The organism is Algoriphagus confluentis (assembly GCF_036245625.1).
Taxonomy (GTDB): domain Bacteria; phylum Bacteroidota; class Bacteroidia; order Cytophagales; family Cyclobacteriaceae; genus Algoriphagus; species Algoriphagus confluentis.
Genome location: NZ_BTPD01000001.1, coordinates 462,174 through 487,640 on the forward strand (window position 1 = coordinate 462,174; position 25,467 = coordinate 487,640).

The window sequence follows — 25,467 nt, forward strand, 5'->3', positions numbered from 1 at the left end:
CAGAGTTCGAAGTTCGATGTTCGAAGTTCGTGGTTCAAAGTAGGGTTCAGGAAAATTTATTTCCCTTTCGTTCTGAATTTTTGAGATATATCATTAAAGACTTAATTTTTGTTCCTAGTCTTTCTGTACGGGTCAAAACCTCCTCTAATTCTGTTTGGTTTATATAAGAAAAGTCAAATGCCCGATAAGCTTGCGATCTTGTTTCGGCATTTGAACCTCTAGCAATAGAAAGGAATTGGATAAATTCTTTATTTCCATCTCTATCAAATCCTTCGGCTATATTATCCATAATAGATCCTAAAGAAGAGTTAATTTGACCAACAAATTTGAAGTCTTTTGAAAATTCTATCTTTTGAGTCAAGGATCGAACAAACTTGCTTAACTCTCGAGCTTCTTTTCAGATTTCTAAGTCCTCAAAGCATTCGATCTTCACAAAAATCAGTTGGGCTTTTAGGTTATCGATTCAGAGTTCAGGGCAAATGAACTTTGAACCCTGAACTTCGAACAACTATATTAAATTTTCACTTCCTTGAAGGAGTCCTGATGCTCGAGAAACCACTGATAGGTCTTGCGGATACCATCCTCAAGACTTGTTTTCGCTTTCCAGCCTGCTTGGGTCATTTTGGATACATCCATCAATTTTCTCGGAGTACCGTCAGGTTTTGTGGAATCCCAGAAAATTTCACCGGTATGTCCAACTATTCTCTGGATAAGCAGAGCCAGTTCTTTGATCGTTAAATCCTCCCCTGTTCCCACATTATATAGATTATCCTGAAATTCATTTTCCAAGGCAAAAACCACCGCCTCTGCCAAATCCTCAACATAGAGAAATTCCCGCATCGGCGTTCCACTTCCCCATAGCTCAACAGGCGAATTTTTACTACCTGCTTCGACTCCGCTCAGCATAGACAGGTCTGAATGTTTTGCATCGTGAAACTTCCGGATCATGGCAGGAAGCACATGGGAGGTTTTTAGATCAAAATTATCGAATGGGCCATAGAGATTGGTGGGCATCAGGGAGATGTAGTCTCTGCCAAACTGCTTGCGGATTGCCTCACAGGCTTTCACTCCCGTGATTTTGGCCACTGCGTACCATTCGTTGGTAGGTTCCAAAGGACCGGTAAGTAAATACTCCTCTTTCAATGGCTGTGGGGCCATTTTGGGATAAATGCAAGAGGAACCCAGAAAGATAAACTTTTCAACCCCTGAGTGGAAAGCCGTATCAATCAGATTGTTCTGAATCTGCATGTTTTCCATCAGGAATTGGTAGGGATAAGTATTATTTGCCATTATTCCCCCTACCCGGGCCGCTGCATCGATGACTACTTCAGGTTTTTCTTTAGAAAAGAAATCTTGAACAGCCTGCTGATTTCTTAAGTCCAGTTCTTTGGAAGTTCTGCCAATCAAATGGATATAGCCTTTTGCTTCCAATGCTCTCCAGATGGCCGAACCTACCATGCCCTTATGGCCTGCGATGTAGATGGGGGTGTTGGGATTAAGATTCAAGTCGTAAAGGGATAAGGTAATTGGTAAGCGTTAATGGGTTCGAAGTTCAAAGTTCTGGGTTCGGCTTTCGCGATTATGGAATCATGAACGTTGAACTTTGAACAAGGAACATTTAACTATTTTTCTTAAGGAGCCAAGAGCTGGACTGAATCTTATCCCCCAAGCCATCGATCAATTCGATACCTAACTCCTGGCAAACCGGCACTTCGGGAATGGATTGATTATTTTGGTCTCCACCATTGGCAAAAGCCAAGTGATAGGTACCGGAGAGTTCCTGATGAATCTTTCGGATTGTTTCACGGACAGTTCTATCCTTGTCTATGGAAAGATACACTCGGTCTACACTTTTAATATTGGATACGATAAACATGCGTTCATCCTCCAACTGAAATTCCTTGGAGCCTTTCAACTCCCGCTGATAGTCACTATTGACGATGACAATCAGCTCATCACCTACTGCTTTGGAATTGTTAAAGTATTCAATATGGCCCTTGTGCAGGGGATTAAAGTAACCGGATACGATGATGGCTTTTTTCATTCTATTGTCGAACTGGGGAACTGACTAACTGTCGAATCGAGGAACTGATTAATTGTTGAATTGATGGACTGACTATTGACTAACCGTTGAACTAATGAATTGATGAACTGAGATTTGAGCACAGATGCAAGGTGTGGGCTTCGATTAGACAGTTAAACAATTACACGATTAAACATCATTTTTTCAATTTGTCCTTAAGACTTTCAGATCGATTGATTTGATACTTATATATAGAATTGAGCTTGTTGATTATTTCATCAAGTTTCACTCTCAGGTCAGAATAAACTTCCATAGAAATGTATTCCATATCAAATGCATAGATCAAATGATCAATAGTTTCCAAAGCACTAGAGTAAGCGATATTTGAAAAATAGGCCTGATCATTACCCGTTGACCTTCCAGAGCCTTCGGCCAAATTCGTAGCAATACTTGAAGAAGAAGGTCGGATCTGAGAAATCAATTCAAACTTTTCATCAGCAGGAAAAGTCAAACAAAGTTTTTTTATTTCCACTCGGTAACGTCTAGCTAACTGATAAACTTCGAGTTTTTCAAATCGATAAGTGAAAAAACTTTTTTCCATCTTTTATTCACCTCAGAAAAAGGAAACAATTAAACAGTTAATCAATTCAGCAGTTCGTCCAAGAAGCGGACGCAGCTTCGCCCTTTCAGTCCCAATGTTCCAAAAAAATCAGGGGGATGGCCAGTACCTTTAGCTTTCTGCTTCCTCTGATCTTTGCTGGCTTACTGAGTCTTAGCTTTTAGGTTTCTTGTAATCAGGTTAACCTGAAAAATTCTTAATGTTTAATAAATAAAACAGGCAAAATATTGCCTAAAAGAAGGATTTTTCCCTTTGCGGATGTAAATATATCAAAACTGAGCAGTTTAAGTACTCATTTTTTGTACAATCTTTTCAAGGTTTTTTCATATCAAAAAAAATGTATTTCATGAATTTGGATACCAATTTGGATACCAAAAAACATTCAAATTCAATAAGATATCTTTATGAAATTTTAGACTGATTCCACTAGAAAAGCAATGACATCTAACCTGAGAATAGGGATTATTTTTGCCTCCTTAGAGCCCTTTTCCACCAAGGGAGCTGTACTTCCTCATGGTAGCCATAGGTATTGGTTCCATAGCCGTAGCCGTAGCCATAGCCATAACCGTAGCCATAGCCATATCCCTTGTCGATATGCACATCGTTTAGGATTCCATACATTTTTCTGACCCCTCCTTTTTCAACCAGGTTGTTCAAAATTTGAGTGTTCCCCTTCATGGAATATCCCTGTCTGAATACATAGAAGTTGACATCGGATAGGGCAAACAATTCTTTGGTTTCAGAGACCAACCCTACCGGAGGACAGTCAAATACCACCACATCGTAGGACTGCTTGATTTCCTGGATGATTTTTCCAAATTTTTCCTGCAAAAGAAGTTCTGCAGGGTTAGGAGGAATCGGGCCTGATAAGATCACATCAAGATTCTCATAACCGGATGGTTTGACCACTTCCTGCCAAGGCTTGGACGAACTCAGACAGGTGCTCATACCAACATCGTTGGTCAGATTGAAGTCCTGTGCGATTCTTGGTTTCCTTAGGTCCAAGCCCATCAACAATGTTTTCTTACCCATCAAGGCGAAGACCGACGCGACGTTCATGGAGACAAAGGTTTTGCCCTCTCCTGAAATCGAGGAGGTAAACAAAAGGGTAAGGTTATCTTTTTGAGGACTGAGGTAGGACAAATCCGCTCTTAGGGAACGGAAAGACTCAGTGACTGAAGACCTTGGATTGTTCAATACCGGAATGGATTCCTCAGCAGTATTCCTGCCGATCATCCCAATTAATGGAACTTTAATTTGCTTTTCCAGTTCTTTGGGGTCTTCTATTTTGGTATTCAAGAAGTCCTTGATGGTGATAAATCCAATAGGAACAATGAAGCCGAGAATCAATCCTATCAGAAGGTTTAAGGATCTTTTCGGAGCTATCGGTAATTGACCTGACTTGGCAAAGTCCAATATTTTATTACTCGGAATATTCGAGGCCTTTGTAATCTCTGCTTCCGCTTTCTTCTGAAGGAAATAGATATAGATGTTTTCGTTGATGGTAAACTGTCGGGTAAAATCCAACAACTTCCTTTCAGTCTCGGGCAATTGGTTGATTTCACTTTCGATCAACCTAATTTGACCATTTAGATTGGCAATCAGATTTTGGGTGTTTCCGATTGCGGAACTCACATTTTCCTGAAGCGCTTTGGAGGTACTCTGGATGCGGGCATTGATATCCCGAACCTGCGGGGTCGATTCAGAAAAATTGGCTGTCAATCTCACCCGGTCGGCCTGCAATTCGGAAAGACTCTGCACCAAGGCGTTTAACAAAGGGTCGTTGGTCCCTACGATGGAGGGCGCAATCAAATCACCCGTTTGGCCGCTTGCCAAATAATCTCTTAAGGTTTGGAGGTATTTCAGATTGATTTCATTCAATCCCTTTTCCTTTTCCAGTTCCTGTAAGCGCTGAAAGATCACCGAACCTTCCTGAGATAAGTTGAAAATGCGGTTTTCGGAACGATACTGCTGAAGCTTGGCCTCGGAGCCTCTTAAGGAATCGGTGATTCCACTCAATTGCTGATCGATGAAAAAGATCGTATTTTCAGAAGTCCGATTTTTATCGTCCAACTCCCGCTGAAGGTAGGTTTCCTGAAGCTTATTCAGGTAATCAATCCCCTTTCTTCGCAAGGGAGTTTCCAAGCTGAGGGTAAGAATGGAACTTTGCTTATTTGTAGGAGCAACAGATAAATCACTAACCATTTTCAAAGCCAAAGAGGGTGTATCTATCAGACGGAAATAAATCACTTCCTCAGGCATGGCGGAAGATTTCACTACAGAAAATTCAAAAACCTCTGTTCGTACCGTATCTCCAAATTGGAAAATGGAAGGTTCAAAAATCAATTCGTCCAGTACTGACTTGAAATTGGGGTCGGCGGGGTTAAAAAGCTGGAATTCGTTTTCTTCAATACTCAGCTCATAGGAATTATCATCCAAAACTTCCAGCCTAAACAGCCCTCCAACGGCTTGTTTCCTATCCCAATTGACTCTGACATAGATCGGGACATTCCCATAGATTTCACTCTTTTTGACAAAGCCCTCAGCAAAATATTGCACATTCATGTCCAATTGCTGGAGTGTACTGTATGCCAGGGTATAGGATTTGAGAATTCCAATCTCGTTTTCAATATTGCTTTTGCCCTGCAAGCCCATCATGCCGGCGGATGCGAAAAGGTCTGCTCCGAGGGAGGCATTTTCATCCTCTACGATCACGGTGGATTCTACCTTATAAATGGGGGTAGCATACCGATTGAAGAGGAAAGCTGAAATCAGCCCTAAAAAAGCAAAAAGCAAAATCAAAGGCCAATACTGAAGGTAATTGAAAAGCAAAACCTTCAAATCAATTTCATCCTCCTGATTGACCACAAACTGGGAAGGTGAACCGTTTGGTACTTGGGGTGTATTCGGATACATTATTCTCTATTGGCTACGATAATAAGATTCAGAACCAAAGCTGCTGCTGTGATGGCTGAAATGAACAAAGTCAAGGATTGGGCTGCATTCTCCCCAGCACCTACTTCACGAACCTTCATGGGTTCTGCATACAGCTGATCGTTGGGTTGGATAAAGTAAAAAGGTGAGGAAACAAGCTGACGGTCGTTCAGATTGATTCTATGCAATCTGGTTCCCTCTGGGTACTGTCGGATAAGGAGTATTTCATCCCTTTTGGCAATATTGGTCAGGTCTCCCGAATTGGCAATGGCTTCCAGGATAGTCATCCGGTCCTGAAGGACCACAAATTTACCCGGCCTTCTAAACTCACCCAAAGCTGAATATCGAATCCCTCCCAGCTTGACTTTGACATAGACTTCTGTGACTACAAATTCCTTGAGTCTCATTTCTATTTCAGCCCTTGCCTCATCTATGGTTTTGTCTTTTACATTGACTTCTCCAATGATCGGAAGTCTGATGTTACCGTTTTTGTCTACTGTATACCCGGTCATGTAGTAGATATCTCCTCCACTTTGGGCCATCATATTCATCCCTGCTCCATTCATCTGATTGGTGGGACTGTTGTTAAATCCATTCTTCAGCAGATCATCCACAGTTTGAATATTGATGTCCACGATATCGTTGTACTGAAGCTTGTATTCGGGGATTTCGTAGCTAATCAACTCGCCTTCAGGAATCGCTTGATTTCCTTCCAAATTCTGGAGATAGATGATTTTTTCATTGGAAACACAGGAAAAGGATACCCAAACTAGGGCAGCAATTCCAATTGCTTTTAGGGACTTAAGCATAAAGGTTTTTAAAATTCGACACCAAAACCCGACAAACATAGGAAAGATTGTCCAATAGAGCTGAATTTTCTTGCAATTTGAATCAAAAATAGGAAGAAACACAGAAAAGATAAGAATCAAGAAATAGGCCAATTCCTCCTGTATTCAAGCCAAAACCAATTGAACTCGAAGCGCTTGGAAACGGGCTTTTTGATCTTTTGAGTTACCTGAACTCAATACGGAAATTTTTGCGGGGGGGTACCGAGTAGACCATCCAAGTTATGCATCTGATCAGGACTTTGGCAAGCATATCTCTTCGCCGCTGAGCAACTACTCAAGATAGGGAGAAGTGATGCGGGACTTGGCTACTGATCTTCTCAAGCCTTGCCGCTCCACTTCATTAGCCAGGCACTTATTCGTATCTCAAAGACTCTATCGGATCCAATTGACTGGCCTTGAATGCCGGGATGTATCCAGCCAAAAGCCCCACTACGATACAGATGATAAATGAAACAAACATCCATAACCACGGGACCAAAAATCCTCCCGGGCCGATGAAGTTGGCAATGATATTTCCAATCCCGATTCCGAGAATCATTCCAAAAATCCCTCCAATTACGCAAATCACGATGGCTTCTATCAAAAACTGTTGACGAATTCGTAGTGGGGTTGCTCCCAGTGCTTTCCTGACCCCGATTTCCCGGGTTCGTTCGGTCACCGATACCAGCATGATATTCATCAAACCAATGGATGCTCCCAAAAGAGTAATGAATCCGATTCCAAATCCCCCTATTCTTAAATATCCGGCCACTTCTTCCAAGCTTTCAGCCACAGATTGGCTTTTGGTCAGCTCAAAAGAGTCTTCCTGTGCTACCCGGTCCTGTCTTACTTTTCTCATGATTCCGATGGCCTGCCCCATTTCATAATCCAGCTTTCCAGGATCGGAGGCCACACCGGTGATTCGATAATTGAAAGTACCTCTTGTATCCAAGCGGGAAGCATTTTCCACCGGAATCAGTACTTGTCTGTCTGCCCCCTGGTCCTGACCTACACCGCCCTGTTTTTCCATGATACCGATCACCGTGTAGGGTCTGCCATAAACCGTGATTTTTTGATTGATGGGATCTTCTGAGGGTTCAAAAAGTGTCTTCTGGATTTCCTGACCGATAATGGCAACGGCAGTACCGTATCGGACTTCCATCTGACTGAAGTTTCTTCCTTTTTCCAGTTTGACGGCTTTGATCGAAAGGTAATTTTCATCCCCTCCCCGTACCCGGGTATTGGGATCTGTCTGCTTCGAGCCTCTTTTTAACTCTGCAATTCCCGAAACAGGAATAAACACCGTTGAAATACCAATGGAATTGTATTCCTCCTTGAACTGCATGGCTTCGCGGTAGGAAATATTCGGATAGGTTTTTTCTGTTTTGCCTTCCTGCACTACCCTTCCCCCACTTTGACCCTTGTTTCTGATGTCAAAGGAATTGGCTCCCAAGCCGGCAAAACTTTCCGCGATTTGGGCTTTGATCCCATCGATTGCGGTCAGCATTCCTACCAGAGAGGAAATCCCTATGGCAATAATGGCTCCGGTCAGGATAGTTCGCAGCAAATTCACCTTTACTGACTTAATGGCTTCGCGGATATTTTCGATCAAATTCATGTTTTGTTCGGATTAGAACAGGTTTGTTGGCAAAGTTCTCATTTATCGATTAAGTATAAGCAAGTCCGCTCAACTCGCCAAAAGTACGTTTATTCTTGATTGAAAAATTGGAAGAACTTGTCCATCATGGCGGATTGGAAAATTAGGTGGTTGCAATGTTGAAAGGTTGGAAAGTGGTAAAGTTGGAACGTTGGAAGGGGACGTCATAGCGAGGAGCCGAGAGAGATTTTTTCTTGTACGATTCGCAGGAAGCGACGAAGCTATCTTTTTGATTTCGGAAGTTAGAATGTTTGGGAGTCAGGAGGTCTAGGATTTCGTCTCCTGTGTCAAGTGTCTATTTTTTACGTCTAACGTCTTGCTTCTAGTGTCTTGGTTCTTGAATTGAAACATTGGAAGATTTGGTTGTTGCAAGGTTGGAAAGTGGCAATGTTGCAAAGTTGGTAGGTTTGAGCTCAATGTGTCTACTATCTGAGGTCTCACTTCTTGACTCTTGCCTCTCGCTTCTAGAATCTGATCAATGCATCCGATCTCCTCTCAGCTCCATGTTTTTGAGGACTTCGGCTTCGAAGCTCAGCCATTCCTGCCAGCGTCGATTGACTTTCTCCGGGTCTTGGTATTTTCTCGCCAATTCTATAAAGGTCACGTAATGACCTGCTTCAGAGATCATCAGTTCGTAATAGAACTTCTGCAATTCGGCATCCTGAATATGTTTGGAGAGCAATTTGAACCTTTCGCAACTTCTTGCTTCAATCAAGGCGTTCATCAAAAGATACTCTGTCAGTTGTTGAGCACGGCTTCCCCCTTTCCTGACAAATTCATTCAATTTTGCAACATATTCGTCTTTCCGCTGTGGACCAAATTTCATCCCTCTTTTGCGGAGCTGTTCCATCACTCGTTCAAAGTGTCCCCATTCCTCAGCGACAATCGGAGTAAGTGTATCTACCAATTCTTCCAAATCATTGAATCGAACGATCAGACTGATGCAGGATGAAGCTGCTTTTTGCTCACAGTAAGCATGGTCTACCAAGATAGCTTCGATCTGCATCTCTGCTATGCCGACCCAGCGTGGATCCGTGGGCAGCTTGAGGTGGAGCATTTTCTGTTTTGTACTTTCTTCCCAACTCATTTTAATTTGAAATTTGAGATTAGAAATTTGAAATTTTTAAAACCCGAAATTCTCTTTTTGGAATCCTTTTCTCCAACTTATCCTAATAGCTTTTGTCTAAAGTCTCGCGTCTTTTGTCTTGGGTCTGGCAAATATCAATCAAACAAATACCAAGTAATCCCCAAATCCAAGAATGAACGGTAGCCGGTGTAATCCGGGGTTACAAAATATCCGTCATTGTTCATCAGTCCGGAGTTGAGGTGATTGTATTTGAATAAAACCCGGGTTCGGTTGATCCGAAAATTCAAGAACAAATCCGCAACCGGGTAGGCAAAGACATTGAAATCATTCTGTAGATGAAATTGCTGGTAAGAAGGATTGTAAGCTTCCGCAAAAAAGGAGGACTTGTACCGGATATCAAGCCCCAGCTGTACAAATATATTTTCGTCAAACATAGGGCTGTCAAAATATATCCGGGTATTGGCATACCAATTTGGAATCCTCAGCACATCCGAGGCCGCCCCAGTGCGCTCTGTATAGATGACCTCCAAGTCCAAGCGAAACTTTGGCCCCAATTGGGCATTTGCCTGTATGCCGGGCATGAACATAAAAACTTCTCCATTGGCCTGGGTTACCTCCAGATCTTCATTAAAATAGACATAGTTATTTACACGATTCAGGGTAAGCATAGGTCTGAGGCTAAGTCCCTTGATAAAATCAAGCTTGATCTTCCCCTGAATCTGATCTACTCCGATATTGGAGAAACTGTTGTCCCAACGGAAATGATTCCCAAAATACACCTGCTGCATGGCAGTGGGTCGGTAGAGGGCTTTAGTATATTCGGCTTCCAGCCATGGTGATACGAATTTTCCATGGATTCGAAATGCATCGGTCAGCAAATATTCTCCGTCTGCCTGAAGGGACCATTTGTCGGAAATCTTCCCGATCAGCTCTCCTCCGATATAAAACTCACTGTAACGCTCCGGCCCTCCCTCGAAAAATGGGTTCTCCATCCTCGCATTTCTCAACTTGGTATAGGCATTGTAAAAAAAGCCTTTGTAGGTCCCTTTTACACCCAATTCATTTCTCCACTCTGCAAACCCATGAAAATTCCGAGTGGTATCTGATTCTTGAAACCGGTTGGTATTGTAAAAAGCCGAATCGGTGGTATTGAGATTGGCCAGAAAAGTGAGTTTTTGGATTTTTCTGTCAAAGACATGGTAGACCTGCAGTCCATTCCCCAATTTATACTCGTGGTACAGATGGTAATCCTGTCTCAGGTCTATAGCCCTGGAGTTTCTCAGCCAGACCTTTGCGTCTTCATAGGTGTAATACAGGGAGGTGCTATCCACTTCAGGAGGTATAATCCCCCCAATCTCATTGACCAAATGCCTCATTCGGGAAAACGCCCCGAGCAGCCAATACTTTCCATTTTCTGAGCGGTAATTTGTGTGCAGACCATAGGCATTTTGCTCGGTCATGTAATCATCCCGGGTGTTGGGATTCAGGGTTTTTCGGATTCTTTGTGTTCGGAAATCAAAACCCACATTCCATCTAGGGTTGATATTCCGTGCAAAGTAGATGTCCAGCATATTTCTGTTTCCTCCCCCGAAAAAAGCAGACATCTCCGTGAATGGGGATTTGGTGTCAAAATACCTTCTCTTAGCAGGGTCCACGAAATAGAGGTCATACCCATGAAATCCCGAGGTCGTCCCGATCAATTCGGGTACTTGGTAAAAAACCGGTTTGGCAGCGCTTCCGATATTGGCCAAATCCTGATACTTCCAGCCTCCTTTTTGGACAGGATCGTAATTGTGAAAATTATCCAGAAGCGTGTCTTGTTCGTAAAGAGTCAGGCTGTTTCTTCGGATGTCCTTTTCGAAAAAGTAAAGCGTGGTCTTTGGACCATACACCATCCGAGTACTGTCATCCAGCAAGGTCCTTCTCCCCTCCTGTTCCTCTTCTTCCTCCGGATTTATCACCTCACGTTCCGGGCGGGTGGGTCTGCCGGTTGGAGGATTGCCCTGCACGGGACGCTGCGCAAAAATCCCCTGCACAGTCATCAAGGCCAAGAAAACACCAAAAACTAATCCTTTTTTGATCACTGAGTGCCTAATTTTTGTCGGATTTGGGCGATAAGCATTTCCTTTTCCTGAGATTCCAATTTCACTTCCATAGGGAGAGCAAAAATCGGAATTTCCCTAAATTTTCCCTCATTTGCCACTACTTTAAGTTTCTGAGCATCTTTTTCCGTGCAAAGAATTACCGGATTTCCTGAGGAAAACTCAGTCCATGCAGCTCCGATTTTCTCCCAGTCCTTTTCGGAAAATCGATAGTGATCGGGAAATGAAAAGGATCTAAATACACGATAGGTCTTTCGGCAGTAGCTTTCAAAAAGACTTGGATCTGCCAATCCTGAAACCAACATCACCTTTCCCGAAAAAGGAACATTCAAATGAATAGAATAGGGCTCACCATAGGTTAATTTCGAGAAGAAAACTGAGGTGGAAGGCCTCAGGAAAGTTTTTAGTCCCTTTCTGATTTCCTCTTTTTTGGAAGGCCTTAGGTCTTCCGGACACTTGGTCACTATCACTACGTCTGCCCTTTTTGCTCCGGACCCTGTTTCTCGGAGCCTTCCCATTGGCAGTATCCAATCTGAGTAAAAAGGTTTGGAAAAGGGAGTAAGCAGGATATAAAAATCGGCCAGCAATTTTCTGTGCTGAAAGGCATCATCCAATATTACCCAATCCGGTTTGGGATGCAGATTGTGAATCTTTTGTAAAGAAGCTACCCGGTCTTCCCCTACAAAAACGGGGATTTTTCCCTGAAATTTGGAATAAACCTGCAAGGGTTCGTCTCCAATTTGCTCAGGAATGCTTTCGGGATTTGCCTGAAAAAAGCCTGTGGATTTTCTGCCATACCCCCTGCTGAGAGTAGCCAGTTTTTTTTCCTTATGAAACGCATTCACCAAAAACTCCACCATGGGCGTTTTCCCGGTACCCCCGACACTCAGGTTACCCACCACTATCGTCGGAATCGGCGATCGATAGCTTTTTAACCAGCCCCGGTCATACAAAAAATTACGGGCAGTAGTGATCCCCAAAAAAATAAGGGCAAAGGGTGCAAGCAGGAAAGCGTACCAAGGCATTGGGGAGAATTACTAATTTTGACCAAAGAAAACAAAAATATGGGACATCGGATTCAGGATATTCTATCCTACCTCGAGCAAGTAGCTCCGGCAGCCTATCAGGAGGATTACGACAATGCCACCTTGATCTGCGGAGACCGCAATGCGGAAGTAAAAGGCGTAATTTGCACATTGGATTGTACCGAAGAGGTAGTCCGTGAGGCCAAGGCCCATGGGGCTAACCTGATTGTTGCCCACCATCCCATTGTTTTCCGAGGATTGAAAAGTCTCACTGGGAAAAACTATGTGGAACGGACGGTAATTTCTGCAATCAAAAACGACATCGCCATTTTTGCCATTCATACCAACCTGGACCATGTCGCTCATGGGGTAAACAAAAGGATCGCAGAAAGACTAGGTCTGAAGGAAACGAAAATTCTGAAGCCCAAAAATCAAACCCTCTCCAAATTGGTGTTTTTTGTCCCTCCCAAAGCTAAAGACCAGGTATTGGAGGCCATTTTTGAGGAGGGAGCCGGACAAATCGGAGAATACAAGGACTGCTCTTTTCAGGTGGAAGGAATGGGCTCCTTTACTCCCTCCGAAAAGGCCAACCCACACCTCGGTCAGCGGGGGATTCCTCAATACGAGAAAGAGGTGCGCGTGGAGGTGATTTTGCCTGCTCATCTTTCCCCAAAAATCATCCAAAAACTAAAAAAAGCACATCCCTACGAGGAAGTTGCCTACTACCTCAGCTCATTGGAAAATGAAAATCAGGAAGTAGGCGCAGGGATGATCGGTCAGTTGGGAGATCCGATGGAAGAGGAAGCTTTTCTGGATTACCTGAAGGAAAAAATGAATCTTCAGGTAATCAAGCATACCGCCTTACGTGGAAAAAAAGTCAAAAAAATAGCCCTGTGCGGCGGTGCGGGCATCTTTCTCTTAGGCGATGCCAAAAGAGCGCAAGCAGATGTATTTGTCACTTCGGATGTCAAATACCATGAATTCTTTGATGCAGAAGGCCAAGTTATCCTTTGTGATATCGGACACTTCGAAAGCGAAATTTTCACAAAAGATTTGTTGGCAGAACTATTGTCACAAAATTTTCCTAATATTGCACTCTATTTGTCAAAAGTAGTTACCAATCCCACATCCTACCGATAGTACATGGAAAGTACAGTAGCACAAAAACTCGACGCTATCTACAACCTTCAACTCATAGATTCTAGATTAGATGCCATCATCAAAGTAAGAGGAGCCCTTCCCGAAGAGGTTCAAGACCTGGAGGATGAGATAGCAGGCTACGAAACCCGACTCCAGAAATTCCAAAATGATATCAACACTTTTGAAGAGGATATCAAAAGATTCAAGGAAAACATCAAGGATTCTGAAAAACTGATCAAGAAATATCAGGATCAGCAGATGAATGTCCGAAACAATCGGGAATACGACGCGATCACCAAAGAGCTTGAACTTCAGGATTTGGAAATCCAGGTTTCCAAAAAGAAAATTGCTGAAACCGGCGTCAAAATCGATCAGAAAACCGGCGATTTGGACGAGTTGGCAGCTTTGATGAAAGACCGTCAGAAAGATTTGGATCTGAAAAAAGAAGAGCTGGACACCATCGTATCAGAAAGCGAGTCTGAGGAATCCAAGTTGATGTCTGAACGAGACAAAGCCCTCAAGAAGGTCGACGACCGTCTGGCTAAATCCTACGAAAAAATCCGCGCCAATGCCAAAAACGGGTTGGCCGTAGTAATGGTGAAAAGAGGTGCCTGCGGTGGATGCTTCAATACTGTTCCTCCTCAAAGACAGGCTGACATCCGGGAAAAGAAAAAATTGATCGTATGCGAGCATTGCGGAAGAATCCTCGCCGGCGTAGAAGACGAAATTGAGGAAGAAAGCAAACCAAAGAGAAGAACAGCGAAAGCTTAATTCATATCCAAATCCCCGAAACTAATTCGGGGATTTTTTTTGATGGAATGAATAGGTAATCCTTGCTCTTTTCCGCCCCACGGCCATTCATCAGCTTTCTTACCAAAGAAAGAATAACCAACAGGATGAAACTCAACTGGAAATGATGCGGACGGTTTGTCTTTGGTCCTTGGACAATGTTTACAAGACGTACACTTAGGATTCCCACAGGTGGACGACTGGGAATAATCATCATGTTTTTTTGGCTAAGTGAAAGATTCCCAACAAACAAATTTGCATTCCATCATATTATATCTTTACTTGGAAGCTATGAGAATACTCACCATGCTGCTTTTTTCATTTTTAATTTCTGCTTCGGGTTTTGCAAAAGATCCGGAGACCAAAACTTTTTTGGTTTTATTCAAAATTGAAGAGCTAAAACAAGCAAAAACCTCGTTGAATCAGATCGAACAGCAATTTTCTTCTTTCTTCACCACCAAGACTTACAGTGGAAATTCAGAACCTGCCCTTCTGATCAGCATTCCCAACTGTGATTTTGACGAGTGTTTCTTGGGGGAATTTTTGGTAGATACCGGATTAGGGCAAAAAGTACAACTTCAAAAAATTGCTTTTCGCCTTTACGACCTTACCGAAAACAAGGATTTGCATCAAATCTACCTTGCCAAATTTGAAGAGGATCAATCCCTTAAGAAAAAGCCCGTGAAGCCTACTCGCTTGGCTACTTCAAATCCTTGAGGTGATTTTGATCATTGAATTTTTTGACAGAAAATGAGCCGTCTTCGAGTTGGTCCAAAAGGTAAAGACACAAATTAGTGTGACCAAACTGATCCATGTATCTCAAATCGTAGTTTAGGATTAGGCTCAAAAAAATCCTCATGGCCCGCCCGTGCATGCAAACCAGAATGGTTTTTCCCGGTCCATTCAAAATGATATTTATCCCCCTTTTCATCCTGAGAGCTACTGCGTTTGGACTCTCTCCGCCTGCGATGGCATAGTCCAGATTTCCCTGCTGCCATTGATTCAGCATATGCTGATAGTACTCTCCTTCTTCAGGAGTCATGGGGGTGCCTTCGTAATCCCCCCAAGAGATTTCATTGAGTTCGGTCAATGCTTGGGTCGGAATCCCTTTATCGATAAATGCCTGAATAGACTGCCGGGTCCTAATCAATCCGGTGTGATAAATCCGGTCAAAGGCTACCTCGGCATACGCATCAAAAAAAGCCTGAGCTTGGGCACGTCCGGTAGCATTGATCGGTGCATCAATCCCACTGCCCTGTACCACTCCCTGAAGGTTGAAATCGGTCTGTCCATGACGGACTAAGTAAATTTTTTTTAGATTCAAGATTCTTTATTTTTGTCAACACCCCAAATAAACTCGATTTAGCTCATATTTTAATGATTTTTCTCCACTCTCCATCCCTGGATCACCTGAATCAAAGCTCTCGAGACACCCTTGTCCAGCATTTGGGCATAGAATTTACCGATGTGGGCAGTGATTATCTGGAAGCTACAATGCCCGTAGATTCTCGAACCAAGCAACCCATGGGATTGTTACACGGAGGAGCAAATGTAGTCTTGGCGGAGACTTTGGGAAGCTTGGCTGCCTCCTTGACTATTGATTTGAGCAAACAGACCTGTGTTGGATTGGAAGTCAATGCCAATCATCTCCGGTCGGTGAGGGAAGGACTCGTAAGAGGAATTGCCAAACCCATTCATCTGGGAAGGTCCACCCAGGTGTGGGAAATCAGAATTTTGGACGAAAAGGAGAAATTGTGTTGCATCAGCCGACTGACCATGGCTATTCTTGATAAAAAATGAGTATTACCGCAACTGGAAATCGCATTTCAAAAACCGAGGTATTGAACACCCTCTTTTTGAATGGATTAGCTTCAGGAGGAGCTTTTGCTGTATGGAGAAAGCCCAAATCAAACAAACTTGAATTTATTCAGGATGAGCAGTCTGCCCCTATCCGGGTCAATCTCGAGTTGGAAACCCTCCCTGCGGGGTTCCTAGTTCATCCTTTTGCGGATCAGGAAGACAAAAAGGCTTATTTCATTGAAGCCAGCAGATATTTTCATTTCCATTTGGATGCTGAATCGGATATTGAGCCTCCGGAATGGTTTTCCACTGAGTTGGGAGAAGAGGAAGAAGTGAAGGCTCAAATTGCGGAATTGATCCGTGCTCGAAGTTTCTCCCAAGAAAAGCCCGCTGGGGTATGTGATCAAAAAGCACACTTTCTCGATTTGGTCCAAAAAGGAATCGAAGCCATTGATTCCGGTTTGCTCGAGAAAATCGTTCCGGCCAGAACCCGATTGATTGATCTACCTGAGAATTTCGACTTGTCCCAAACCTTTACCCGGCTTCTGGAAACGTATTCCAACTCTTTCGTGAATTTCTTTCACATCCCTGGAGTAGGCACTTGGATTGGAGCCTCTCCGGAGGTTTTAATTGAGACCAAAGGAGATCAATTTTATACCATGTCTCTGGCAGGAACCCAAGCTGCCCGTGGTGAAAACCCGCTCAAATCTGCGGCTTGGACTCAAAAAGAGATTGAAGAACAAGCCATGGTGAGCCGTTACATTGTGGACTGCTTCAAAAAAATCCGCTTACGAGAGTACGAAGAACATGGTCCGAAGACTGTTCTTGCCGGGAATCTGCTTCATCTCAGGTCGGATTTTCGAGTTGATATGAAGTCCACCAATTTTCTCAACCTGGGCACGGTAATGTTGGAATTACTTCATCCCACATCCGCAGTATGCGGCATGCCGAGAAAAGAAGCCCACGACTTCCTTCAATCCCACGAAGGCTTTGACCGATCCTTTTTTGCGGGATTCCTCGGCCCGGTCAATATCCAGGAAGAAACTTCCATCTATGTCAATCTAAGAACCGCAAACCTGCAGGGAGTGAACGCCATTCTTTTTGCAGGAGCAGGAGTGACGGAGGATTCTGATCCTGAACTGGAATGGGAAGAGACCGAGCTCAAATGCAATATCATTGGTAAATTTCTCCAAAATCCATTCGATTGACCAATCAAGCCATCATCGATTTAGTGGCGATTTGCGCCAAAAAAGGAATCGAAAACGCGATCCTATCTCCGGGGTCACGTTGTGCACCGCTTACCCTAGCTTTTGCCAGACACCCGGATATCCATGCCCGAACCGTCTCTGATGAGCGTTCGGCTGCATTTATAGCTTTGGGAATGGCTCAAAAACTCAATCAACCCGTGGTCTTGGTATGCACCTCGGGTTCTGCGGCATTGAATTATTACCCAGCCATCGCAGAAGCCTTTTTTCAGGAAGTACCCCTACTGATTCTCACTGCCGATCGGCCTCCCGAATGGATCGATCAATGGGATGGACAGACTATTTACCAGTCCGAGGTATACGGCAAGCATGTCAAAAAAAGCTTTGTTTTTCCCGACAGTTTGCAAACGGCGGATCAGCTCTGGTATGCCCATCGGATCGTCAACGAAGCGATCAATCTGGCCAAATCTGGCCCGGCAGGTCCAGTTCATATCAATATTCCGCTCAGAGAGCCTTTTTATCCCAAAAAAGGAGAACAGTTTATTCCCTCAAGCTCACTCCACATTGTCCACCCCCATCTTGCCTCCAAGCAGCTTTCCCACGACTCTCTGGAGCAGCTTAAAGCCAAACTTGCGCAGGTTAGGCGTCTTCTGATTATTCCCGGGCAGCAAAAACCCAATCCAAAAATCAAAAAACTGCTTAAGCAACTGGCTCTCCAAAAGAAAGTCGTAACGGTCACCGACACCATCTCCAATCTTTCTTTCGAGGAAAGCATTGCCTTCCATGACCATTGGCTTGGCAATGAAACCGTATCCCAAGAACTTGGGCCTGATTTGGTTTTGACCTTTGGTAAATCTCTCATTTCCAAACCTCTCAAGCAGTTTTTGAGAAAGCATGCTCAATCTCATTGGCACATCCAGGCCCAGGAAGGGACAAGAGATCCATTTCAGCACCTGACCAGACATTTGGACTGTGACCCCCAATACTTTTTGGAATGGTTGGTCGAACACCTTTCCTTGATGGAGGAAGGGTATTTTTCAAAATGGCAGGCATTGGAAGCCAGAATCAAAGAAAAACTACCCGAAATTATCCAAAATGTGGAATTTGGAGAGTATCAAGCCTTGCAGCAGCTAATCCGGCATATTCCTGAGAATTCAATAATCCATTTGGCGAATTCCATGCCTGTTCGGTATGTGAATTTTTTGGGGAAAATCAATCAGGAAATCAGCTGCAACCGAGGTACCAGTGGCATTGACGGGACAAACAGTACGGCTGTAGGTTGCGCCTTTACCACCAAAGACCCCGTCACTATCATCACGGGTGACATGGCTTTCTTCTACGACCGCAATGCTTTTTGGCATAACTATTCCCTGGCCAATCTCCGAATCATTCTGCTCAACAATCACGCTGGGGGAATCTTCAGATTGATCGATGGGCCCAAAGATCAACCCGAACTGAAGGAGTTTTTTGAAACCCGGCAGCCTTTAACAGCCCAATTTCTTGCAAGCGAGTTTGGCTTTGGCTACAGCTTGGCGACAAATTCGGCTGACTTGCAAAGCCAGATCCAAGAGCTATTTACCCCTGGCATGAAGGCAAAAATCCTCGAAATCAGGTCAGAAAGCGAGAAAAATGCCGAAATCATCGCTCTAGTCAAAGAAAAAATCAAACTGCTTTTGGAAGAATAGCAGTCGCCGAGTTTCCTGATCCGACCTGCTCACCTGCCAAGGAGCTGAAGACCTTGGAAATCAATTGTTTTTGAACATATTTGTTCCACCCAAAATAACTTATGAGAACTTGTTTATCCCTGCTCTTATATTTACTGCTTGTTGCCAATGGTCTGGCCCAAACACCGGGTTTGCCTTTTTCAAAGTATTATTCGACCAATGATTATCAGGGAGGCATACAGAACTTTTCCTTTACACAAAATGAGTTGGGACTCATCTATGTGGCCAATAATTTTGGACTTTTAGAATACGATGGAAGTACTTGGAGGCGCTACACCCTTCCCAACAGCACCAAAATCCGGGATGTGGCCATCGATGATTCCGGTACCATATTCGTTGCCGGTCAGGGCCAGTTTGGCTACTTCCGACCCAATGAAAACGGTAAGCTGAGCTATTTTTCTCTGCTGGAAAAGTTGCCCAAAGAAAAACAAAACCAGGAAGAAATCTGGAAAATCCTCTTTATCCAGGATAAAATCGTCTTTTGTACCTTCGACGAAATCTTTGTTTTCAGTAAAGATCTGGAACTTGTTCACCTATTAAACCTTGAGCAGGATTTTGAAAGTTTCCATATTGCCAACAATAACCTGCTGGTCAACCAAAAGGAAAGAGGCTTGCTTTATCTGGAAAATAAGCAGCTGTTGCCTTGGGAAAAAGGAGACTTTTTCAAAGACATGATTGTGGTAGGCTTTATTTCCCTGAGCAGAAATCAGCATTTGGTATTCACCCGAAATGAAGGGGTTTTTAGCTTTTCTCCTTCCAAAACAGAGTCATGGAAAACCCCTATTCCTGAAGATCTCCAAATCAACACAGTCCATCAGCTAAAGAATGGAAATATCGCCATTGGCAGCCAGAAAAATGGTCTTTTTGTCCTAAGTCCGGAAGGAACAATCCTTCTGGAAATGAATAAGGAAAATGGACTCAGAAACAACTCCATTCTCTCGCTATTCGAAGATGTCTCCGGCAATCTCTGGGTAGGACACAACAATGGCATTACGCTACTTGAACTGAGTCTTCCTTTCCGCTTAATCGATCAGTTTTCCGGACTTCCGGGTACAGGATATGATGCCTATTTCAAAGAAAATCAGCTCATTTACGGCACCAATTACGGGCTGTTTACGGAGACTTGGAACGGAAAATCGGGCTCAGGTATCACCTCTGTTTCCGGAGGTATCGGACAAGTGTATCAAATCACTGAAATTCAGAATTTTCTGCTTTCTGCCCAAAATGACGGGGCTTTCCTGGTTCAAAAAAACGGGGCCAAAGCCATCGACGGTCCCTTGGGTATTTGGAATTTTCAGCCCTTAAAAGATCATCCGAATATGATTCTTGCAGGGAGTTATAGCGGATTTTTGCTTTTTGAAATAGAAAATTCTTCCCTTCGCTTTGTGAGAAAATTAAAGGGTTTTGAAGAATCCAGCAGGATTTTCGAGCAGGACAGCAACGGAGACATCTGGATGGCCCATGGCTACAAAGGAATTTACCGACTGAGGCTAAATTCCTCCCTGGACTCATTGGAATTCAAATTTTACGGCACAGAGTCAGGCCTTCCTACCACCCTCTTGAACAGTGTTTGGAAACTAAACAATCAGCTGGTCTTTTCTACCGAATACGGTTTGTATCGGCACAATCCCAGCAACGACCGTCTGGAGCTCGATCCCAATTTCGAACCCTATTTTGACTACGACTTTTCGGCCACAAGCATGGCAGAAGACCCTTTGGGTAATATTTTTTATTTGGGAGAAAAGGAAGTTGGAGTACTTGAACGTCAAATCAACGGGTCTTACACTAAAAACAATCAGATTTTCAATAAAATCAAACCCTTTCTCAATGACGACTTGCAGAATATTTCTCTGATTCGTCCCAATGAGGTTCTTTTTGCCGCCAATGAAGGATTCATTTGGTATAAATTGGACAGAAACTACAGCGCTCCCAAGGCCTTCCCCACCCTAATCCGTTCGGTATACCTGACCGGAATTGCAGACTCTTTGATTTGGGAAGGAAAATATGCATCCGGCCAAACGAAATCCAATCCACAGGCACCCTACATTCCTTACCAACGGGCCAATTTGAGATTCGAAGCCAGCAATCCCATTCCCAATAATGAAAATACCACTCAGTACCAGTTTTGGCTGGAAGGATTGGAAGAAGGATTTGGAGAGTGGACTACCAAAAGAGATAAAGCTTACACCAATCTCCGAGAAGGTAATTACACCTTCCATGTCCGAAGCAAGGATATTTATAGTCAGGTCGGAGAGGAAGATCAATTTGAATTCAAAGTACTTCCTCCCTGGTACCGCAGTCCACTTGCTTATGTAATCTATTCGATTTTGGGGATCCTTGCCTTGGCTTTGGCTTTCCGCTATCTGGACAAACGAATGAAAAAAGCTGCTGCAAGAATCAAGGCCGCCCAATCCATCGTCATCCAACAGAAAGAAAGCGATTTGAAGGATTCTCAGCGGGAGATTGAGCGATTAAAGACCGAGAAGCTCAGGTCAGAAATTCTGATTAAAAACAAAGAATTGGCCTCTACCACCATGCACCTGATCAACAAAAACGGATTTATCGATCAGACCAAAACCCAACTGATGAACATCACCGAAAAGAGCAATAATCAAGCGGTCAAAAATGAAATTAAGAAAATCATTTCCAGCATCGAGAAAAACATAGCGGGAGATAAAGATTGGGAGCAGTTTGAGATGCATTTTGACGAGGTACACGGTGACTTCATGAACCGCTTTAAAACGAAATTCCCTGATCTCAGCCCGCAGGAAATCAAATTGAGCGCCTATCTGCGAATGAACCTGTCGTCCAAAGAAATTGCCAATCTGATGAATATCTCGGTCCGGGGTGTGGAAATCGCCCGGTATCGACTGCGCAAAAAAATTCATTTGGAACGCTCAGACAATCTTCAAGAGTTTATTCTCAAATTCTAAGCAGCAGAAAAATCAGAATCGGGAGAGCTTCCTCTCCCGATTTTTTGTATGAGGTAAATCATTAGACCCAACTGACCGATCTCGAAGAAGGTCAAAGGCAAAAGTCCAAACAAAACGCCCACGCCTGAGAATATCAAAATCCCGGCAATCAGTCCTAAGGCTCCGATGACTTGGGTGATACCAAATTTCACTCCTTTGTAAGCAAAATAACTGGCTCCCAAGAATGCATATCCGATTCCAAATACTTCCAGCTTGATCCAATAATAATCCTGGATATTCAGCAGGTCAAAATGAAGAGACAAAAGGTCTAGAGTGTACAACACCAGATTGAAACCAATCATGACCCAAAGCGCGATTTTTAGAATTCTGTTGGGGAAAAACTTTTCCAGGGCCACCAATCCCCCCAAAAAGCTCACATAAGTCAGGAAAGTTGCCAGTTTCACAGCTGTAAATGCCATTTTATTTGCCACAAATCCATCTTCTATCCATTCGTATTCCATTCCTATTTCATAGAAGGCCATGAAAAAATAAATCAGCCCCGCTGCAAAAGCCAAATAAAGGTAAGTGGGTACTTTGACAGGAAATCTTTCTTCGCTTTCCAATTGGGAGGAATGCTCCACCTCCAAAGCATCTAAAATCGCTTTGATGGTATAGCTTCTTGGGGTCACCTCCCCAGCCTCGATCCGCTGAATGGTGCGGACATTCAGATTGCATTTTTCGACGAGCTCCTCTTGCGTGAGTCCTTTGGCTTTTCTCCATTCGGAGATCTTCTTGCCAAGTTCTGGTTGTTTCATTTTGAATTGTGTTTTTGGTTTGACCATGGCAAGTTGATTCAAATGGAAATTCTTTAGCGCGAAAATAGAGCGGAATTGACCCGACATTTAGACGGCATTTACTCAAAAATAGGATTTTCAGCCATTTTAAGCCTCTTTTTAAATCAAACTCAAAACCTTTCCCAAGACGGGATTTCGGTTTTCCGGCTTCCAGATCAAAGACAATTCCGTGAATTGGGTGATGGCAGGGATTTCCATGAAGCGCACATTAAGCTCATAGCCCTCTTTCAGGGAAGTGGGCACGATGGCTACTCCCAACCCATTTTCCACCAAACGGAAAATCGTCAAGGCATGCACGGATTTGTGCTTGATTCTTGGCGAAAATCCCGCATCCCGACAGATTCCCAAAATCTGCTCGTAGTAAAAATTGGAGTAATCGGAAGAGAAAAGGATAAAGGATTCATCAGAATACTGACCGACACTTTGGAATGTGTCAACGGAAATCGGGTGATCTGCAGGAACTACCAGAGAAAACGTATCCCTGTAAACCGCTCGCATTTCCAAATCCTCCGGTACAGAGGCCAAGCGAACAAAACCCAAGTCCAGCTTGTCTTTTTGGATCATTTCCACTTGAATCTGATTGCTCAATTCTTCCAGGCTGGTGTTGATTTTTGGAAAACGGGAATTGAGTTTTTGAAGCAAATCCGGAAGCACCTGATTGGAAGCTGAACCTAAAAACCCGATTCTCAATTCTCCTTCCTTACCCTGTGCGATTTCCTGAATTTGCTTTTGGGTGATCTCCAGGTGATTCAAAATAAAATCCACCTCTCTTTTGAAATACGCGCCAGCCGCAGTCAGCTCCACATGCTTTCGGTCCCGCTCAAACAGCTGCACACCCATCTCCTCCTCCAGCTGCTTGATCTGCCGACTCAGTCCGGGTTGGGAAATAAACAGGCGCTCTGCCGCTTTTCGATAATTCAGTTCCTCAGCCACTGCCTGGAAATAATTCAAATGTCTTAATTCCATTGATACTCTTTGATTATCAGTAATTGACAAAAATAGTATCAAAAAGCATCAAATAGAAACGGTAATTTTACTGAACCTTGGAGGCCTTAGAGGCAACCTTTGAGGTCTTCCAGACCTCAAAGGTTTGAGTTATTAAAATTTTGATCATCTATTCAAAACCTTCGAGGTTTTTAGAAACCCCAAAGGTTAACCAAACCATGAAAACCTTTAATTACGGACAAAACCGACTTACCGCTTCCCTTGCTTTGGGATTGGCTTCAGGAGAAATCAAAGGAGTTTTCAGCCCGGAAACCATCCAAAAAATCCAAGATTCGGCTCAGGCTGTTGAAAAAATAGCCCAAGGCGAAGCCATCGTCTATGGCATCAACACGGGTTTTGGTCCCCTTTGCACTAGCAAAATCTCGGCAGCAGATACCAAAACCCTTCAGGAAAACCTGCTGAAAAGCCATGCCGTAGGCGTAGGCGAACCTGTAGACTTGGAAATATCCAGGCTGATGATGGTTCTGAAAATTCATGCGCTGGCTCAGGGATTTTCAGGTATTCGATGGGAAACTGTGGAAAGAATCCACTGGATGCTAGAGAATGATATCGTTCCCTTGGTCCCAATTCAGGGTTCCGTGGGGGCATCAGGGGATTTGGCTCCGCTTTCTCATTTGTTTTTGCCTTTGATCGGTTTGGGAAAAGTCACTTACGAGGGAAAAGTCCAAAAGTCCAATGAAGTATTGGAGCAGATGGGCAAAAAACCACTTCATCTGGGACCAAAAGAAGGTCTTGCGCTGATCAACGGTACCCAATTTATGGCTGCGCACGGAGTGAAAGTGGTCCAAAAGCTTCACAACCTGTTGACCCATGCCAGCATCACTGGGGCGATGATGATTGAGGGATTGATGGGTTCGGTCAAGCCTTTTTCTGCCGATTTGCATCTACTCCGCCCTTATTCCGGAAGCAGGCACGTAGCTGAAACTATCCAGAATCTGCTCAAGGACTCAGAAATTGTCGCTTCTCATCTCCACTGTGCGAGAGTTCAGGACCCCTACTCCCTTCGATGCATGCCGCAGGTTCATGGAGCGAGCTGGAATGCCTACCTCCATCTCAAAGAAATCCTGGAGATCGAGATCAATTCAGTGACAGACAATCCGGTAGTTTTTGATGAAAATCACACCATTTCCGGAGGACATTTTCACGGACAGCCGATTGCTTTGCCTTTGGACTATGCCACTTTGGCAGCTTCGGAGATCGGAAACATTGCCGACAGGAGGATTTACCTTTCCATCGAAGGGGATACGCCGGGTGTGCCCAAACTTTTGCTCAAAGAAACCGGCCTCAATTCTGGCTTGATGATTCCCCAATACACTACGGCAGCTTTGGCTTCGGAAAACAAAGGCCTTTGTTTTCCCGCTTCGGCAGATTCCATACCTACTTCACTGGGTCAGGAAGATCACGTCAGCATGGGAAGTATCAGTGCCAGAAAGGCGCTGAGAGTGATCGAAAATGTAGAAAAAATACTCGGGATCGAGCTGTTCTATGCCGCACAGGCCATGGACTACCATGCTCCGCTGAAATCGGGAAAAATCATGACCGCTATCTACGAGCGGGTAAGGCAAAGCATCGACCCGGTGATTTCCGATCGGATTCTCTATGAGGATATGGAAACAGCCATTGATTTGGTGAAAAGCGGAGAATTGGTGAATCTGGCGAAAAAGGTGGCTGATCAGGAAGGATTGGCTTTCGACACGGAATGGAGTGAACTATTTGAGTATTAAAAAGGGCTCACAGATGACACGGATTACAACAAATCTCATC

20 protein-coding genes and 1 pseudogene are annotated in these 25,467 nt (G+C 43.8%); 8 read left to right on the forward strand and 13 right to left on the reverse strand.

Annotated features, from left to right (window positions below):
• Nucleotides 1-46: 46 nt before the first annotated feature.
• From AAA943_RS02045 to lpxK, 10 genes and pseudogenes are all read right to left on the reverse strand, one after another.
• Nucleotides 47-385, reverse strand: a pseudogene (locus AAA943_RS02045) (four helix bundle protein); the annotation flags it as partial.
• A 128-nt stretch (nucleotides 386-513) separates the two neighbouring features.
• Entirely contained in the window at nucleotides 514-1,506 is a 993-nt protein-coding gene (locus tag AAA943_RS02050) for a GDP-L-fucose synthase family protein (protein ID WP_338222577.1), read from the reverse strand.
• A gap of 112 nt (nucleotides 1,507-1,618) precedes the next feature.
• A complete protein-coding gene (locus AAA943_RS02055) occupies nucleotides 1,619-2,044 on the reverse strand; it encodes an adenylyltransferase/cytidyltransferase family protein (protein ID WP_338222578.1) in 426 nt (141 codons plus the stop codon).
• Between the two features lie 175 nt (nucleotides 2,045-2,219).
• Nucleotides 2,220-2,624, reverse strand: coding sequence for a four helix bundle protein (locus tag AAA943_RS02060; protein ID WP_338222579.1), 405 nt, complete (start codon nucleotides 2,622-2,624; stop codon nucleotides 2,220-2,222).
• 480 nt (nucleotides 2,625-3,104) lie between these two features.
• Nucleotides 3,105-5,558, reverse strand: coding sequence for a GumC family protein (locus AAA943_RS02065; RefSeq protein ID WP_338222580.1), 2,454 nt, complete (start codon nucleotides 5,556-5,558; stop codon nucleotides 3,105-3,107).
• Nucleotides 5,558-6,385 carry a polysaccharide biosynthesis/export family protein gene (locus AAA943_RS02070; protein WP_338222581.1) on the reverse strand — a complete coding sequence of 276 codons (828 nt, stop codon included), beginning with the start codon at nucleotides 6,383-6,385 and terminating at the stop codon, nucleotides 5,558-5,560. The genes AAA943_RS02065 and AAA943_RS02070 overlap by 1 nt, the downstream gene beginning before the upstream one ends.
• A gap of 391 nt (nucleotides 6,386-6,776) precedes the next feature.
• A complete protein-coding gene (locus AAA943_RS02075; RefSeq protein WP_338222582.1) occupies nucleotides 6,777-8,021 on the reverse strand; it encodes an ABC transporter permease in 1,245 nt (414 codons plus the stop codon).
• A gap of 514 nt (nucleotides 8,022-8,535) precedes the next feature.
• A complete protein-coding gene (locus AAA943_RS02080; RefSeq protein WP_338222583.1) occupies nucleotides 8,536-9,147 on the reverse strand; it encodes a MiaE family protein in 612 nt (203 codons plus the stop codon).
• Nucleotides 9,148-9,281: 134 nt separating this feature from the next.
• Complete coding sequence (locus AAA943_RS02085; RefSeq protein ID WP_338222584.1) at nucleotides 9,282-11,231, reverse strand: putative porin; 1,950 nt, start codon at nucleotides 11,229-11,231, stop codon at nucleotides 9,282-9,284.
• Nucleotides 11,228-12,274 (reverse strand): tetraacyldisaccharide 4'-kinase, encoded by a 1,047-nt coding sequence (gene lpxK / locus AAA943_RS02090; RefSeq protein ID WP_338222585.1) that lies wholly within the window; start codon nucleotides 12,272-12,274, stop codon nucleotides 11,228-11,230. The genes AAA943_RS02085 and lpxK overlap by 4 nt, the downstream gene beginning before the upstream one ends.
• A 39-nt stretch (nucleotides 12,275-12,313) precedes the next feature.
• Between lpxK and AAA943_RS02095 the strand changes: the two genes are divergently transcribed.
• The 3 genes from AAA943_RS02095 (at nucleotide 12,314) to AAA943_RS02105 (ending at nucleotide 14,920) form a co-directional block, all read left to right on the forward strand.
• Nucleotides 12,314-13,414 (forward strand): Nif3-like dinuclear metal center hexameric protein, encoded by a 1,101-nt coding sequence (locus tag AAA943_RS02095; RefSeq protein WP_338222586.1) that lies wholly within the window; start codon nucleotides 12,314-12,316, stop codon nucleotides 13,412-13,414.
• A 3-nt stretch (nucleotides 13,415-13,417) separates the two neighbouring features.
• Nucleotides 13,418-14,185, forward strand: coding sequence for a zinc ribbon domain-containing protein (locus AAA943_RS02100; RefSeq protein ID WP_338222587.1), 768 nt, complete (start codon nucleotides 13,418-13,420; stop codon nucleotides 14,183-14,185).
• Between the two features lie 309 nt (nucleotides 14,186-14,494).
• Nucleotides 14,495-14,920, forward strand: a complete 426-nt coding sequence (locus AAA943_RS02105; protein ID WP_338222588.1) for a hypothetical protein — start codon at nucleotides 14,495-14,497, stop codon at nucleotides 14,918-14,920.
• Here the strand turns inward: AAA943_RS02105 and AAA943_RS02110 are convergent.
• Nucleotides 14,904-15,527, reverse strand: a complete 624-nt coding sequence (locus tag AAA943_RS02110; protein WP_338222589.1) for a histidine phosphatase family protein — start codon at nucleotides 15,525-15,527, stop codon at nucleotides 14,904-14,906. The genes AAA943_RS02105 and AAA943_RS02110 overlap by 17 nt on opposite strands.
• A 53-nt stretch (nucleotides 15,528-15,580) precedes the next feature.
• On the opposite strand from AAA943_RS02110, the gene AAA943_RS02115 reads away from it, so the two are divergent.
• The 4 genes from AAA943_RS02115 (at nucleotide 15,581) to AAA943_RS02130 (ending at nucleotide 21,865) form a co-directional block, all read left to right on the forward strand.
• Nucleotides 15,581-16,003, forward strand: a complete 423-nt coding sequence (locus AAA943_RS02115; protein WP_338222590.1) for a hotdog fold thioesterase — start codon at nucleotides 15,581-15,583, stop codon at nucleotides 16,001-16,003.
• Complete coding sequence (locus tag AAA943_RS02120; RefSeq protein WP_338222591.1) at nucleotides 16,000-17,211, forward strand: chorismate-binding protein; 1,212 nt, start codon at nucleotides 16,000-16,002, stop codon at nucleotides 17,209-17,211. The genes AAA943_RS02115 and AAA943_RS02120 overlap by 4 nt, the downstream gene beginning before the upstream one ends.
• Nucleotides 17,208-18,893, forward strand: a complete 1,686-nt coding sequence (gene menD, locus AAA943_RS02125; protein WP_338222592.1) for a 2-succinyl-5-enolpyruvyl-6-hydroxy-3-cyclohexene-1-carboxylic-acid synthase — start codon at nucleotides 17,208-17,210, stop codon at nucleotides 18,891-18,893. The genes AAA943_RS02120 and menD overlap by 4 nt, the downstream gene beginning before the upstream one ends.
• 101 nt (nucleotides 18,894-18,994) lie before the next feature.
• Nucleotides 18,995-21,865 carry a two-component regulator propeller domain-containing protein gene (locus AAA943_RS02130; RefSeq protein WP_338222593.1) on the forward strand — a complete coding sequence of 957 codons (2,871 nt, stop codon included), beginning with the start codon at nucleotides 18,995-18,997 and terminating at the stop codon, nucleotides 21,863-21,865.
• On the opposite strand, the gene AAA943_RS02135 is transcribed toward AAA943_RS02130, so the two are convergent.
• Both AAA943_RS02135 and AAA943_RS02140 read right to left on the reverse strand, forming a co-directional pair.
• On the reverse strand, nucleotides 21,862-22,659 hold the full coding sequence (locus AAA943_RS02135) for a helix-turn-helix domain-containing protein (RefSeq protein WP_338222594.1): 798 nt from the start codon (nucleotides 22,657-22,659) through the stop codon (nucleotides 21,862-21,864). The genes AAA943_RS02130 and AAA943_RS02135 overlap by 4 nt on opposite strands.
• 138 nt (nucleotides 22,660-22,797) lie before the next feature.
• Nucleotides 22,798-23,664: a LysR family transcriptional regulator gene (locus tag AAA943_RS02140; protein ID WP_338222595.1), complete on the reverse strand. Its 867-nt coding sequence runs from the start codon at nucleotides 23,662-23,664 to the stop codon at nucleotides 22,798-22,800.
• Between the two features lie 197 nt (nucleotides 23,665-23,861).
• Here AAA943_RS02140 and hutH point away from each other — a divergent pair, with 197 nt between their 5' ends.
• Nucleotides 23,862-25,427 (forward strand): histidine ammonia-lyase, encoded by a 1,566-nt coding sequence (gene hutH / locus AAA943_RS02145; RefSeq protein ID WP_338222596.1) that lies wholly within the window; start codon nucleotides 23,862-23,864, stop codon nucleotides 25,425-25,427.
• Nucleotides 25,428-25,467: the final 40 nt, after the last annotated feature.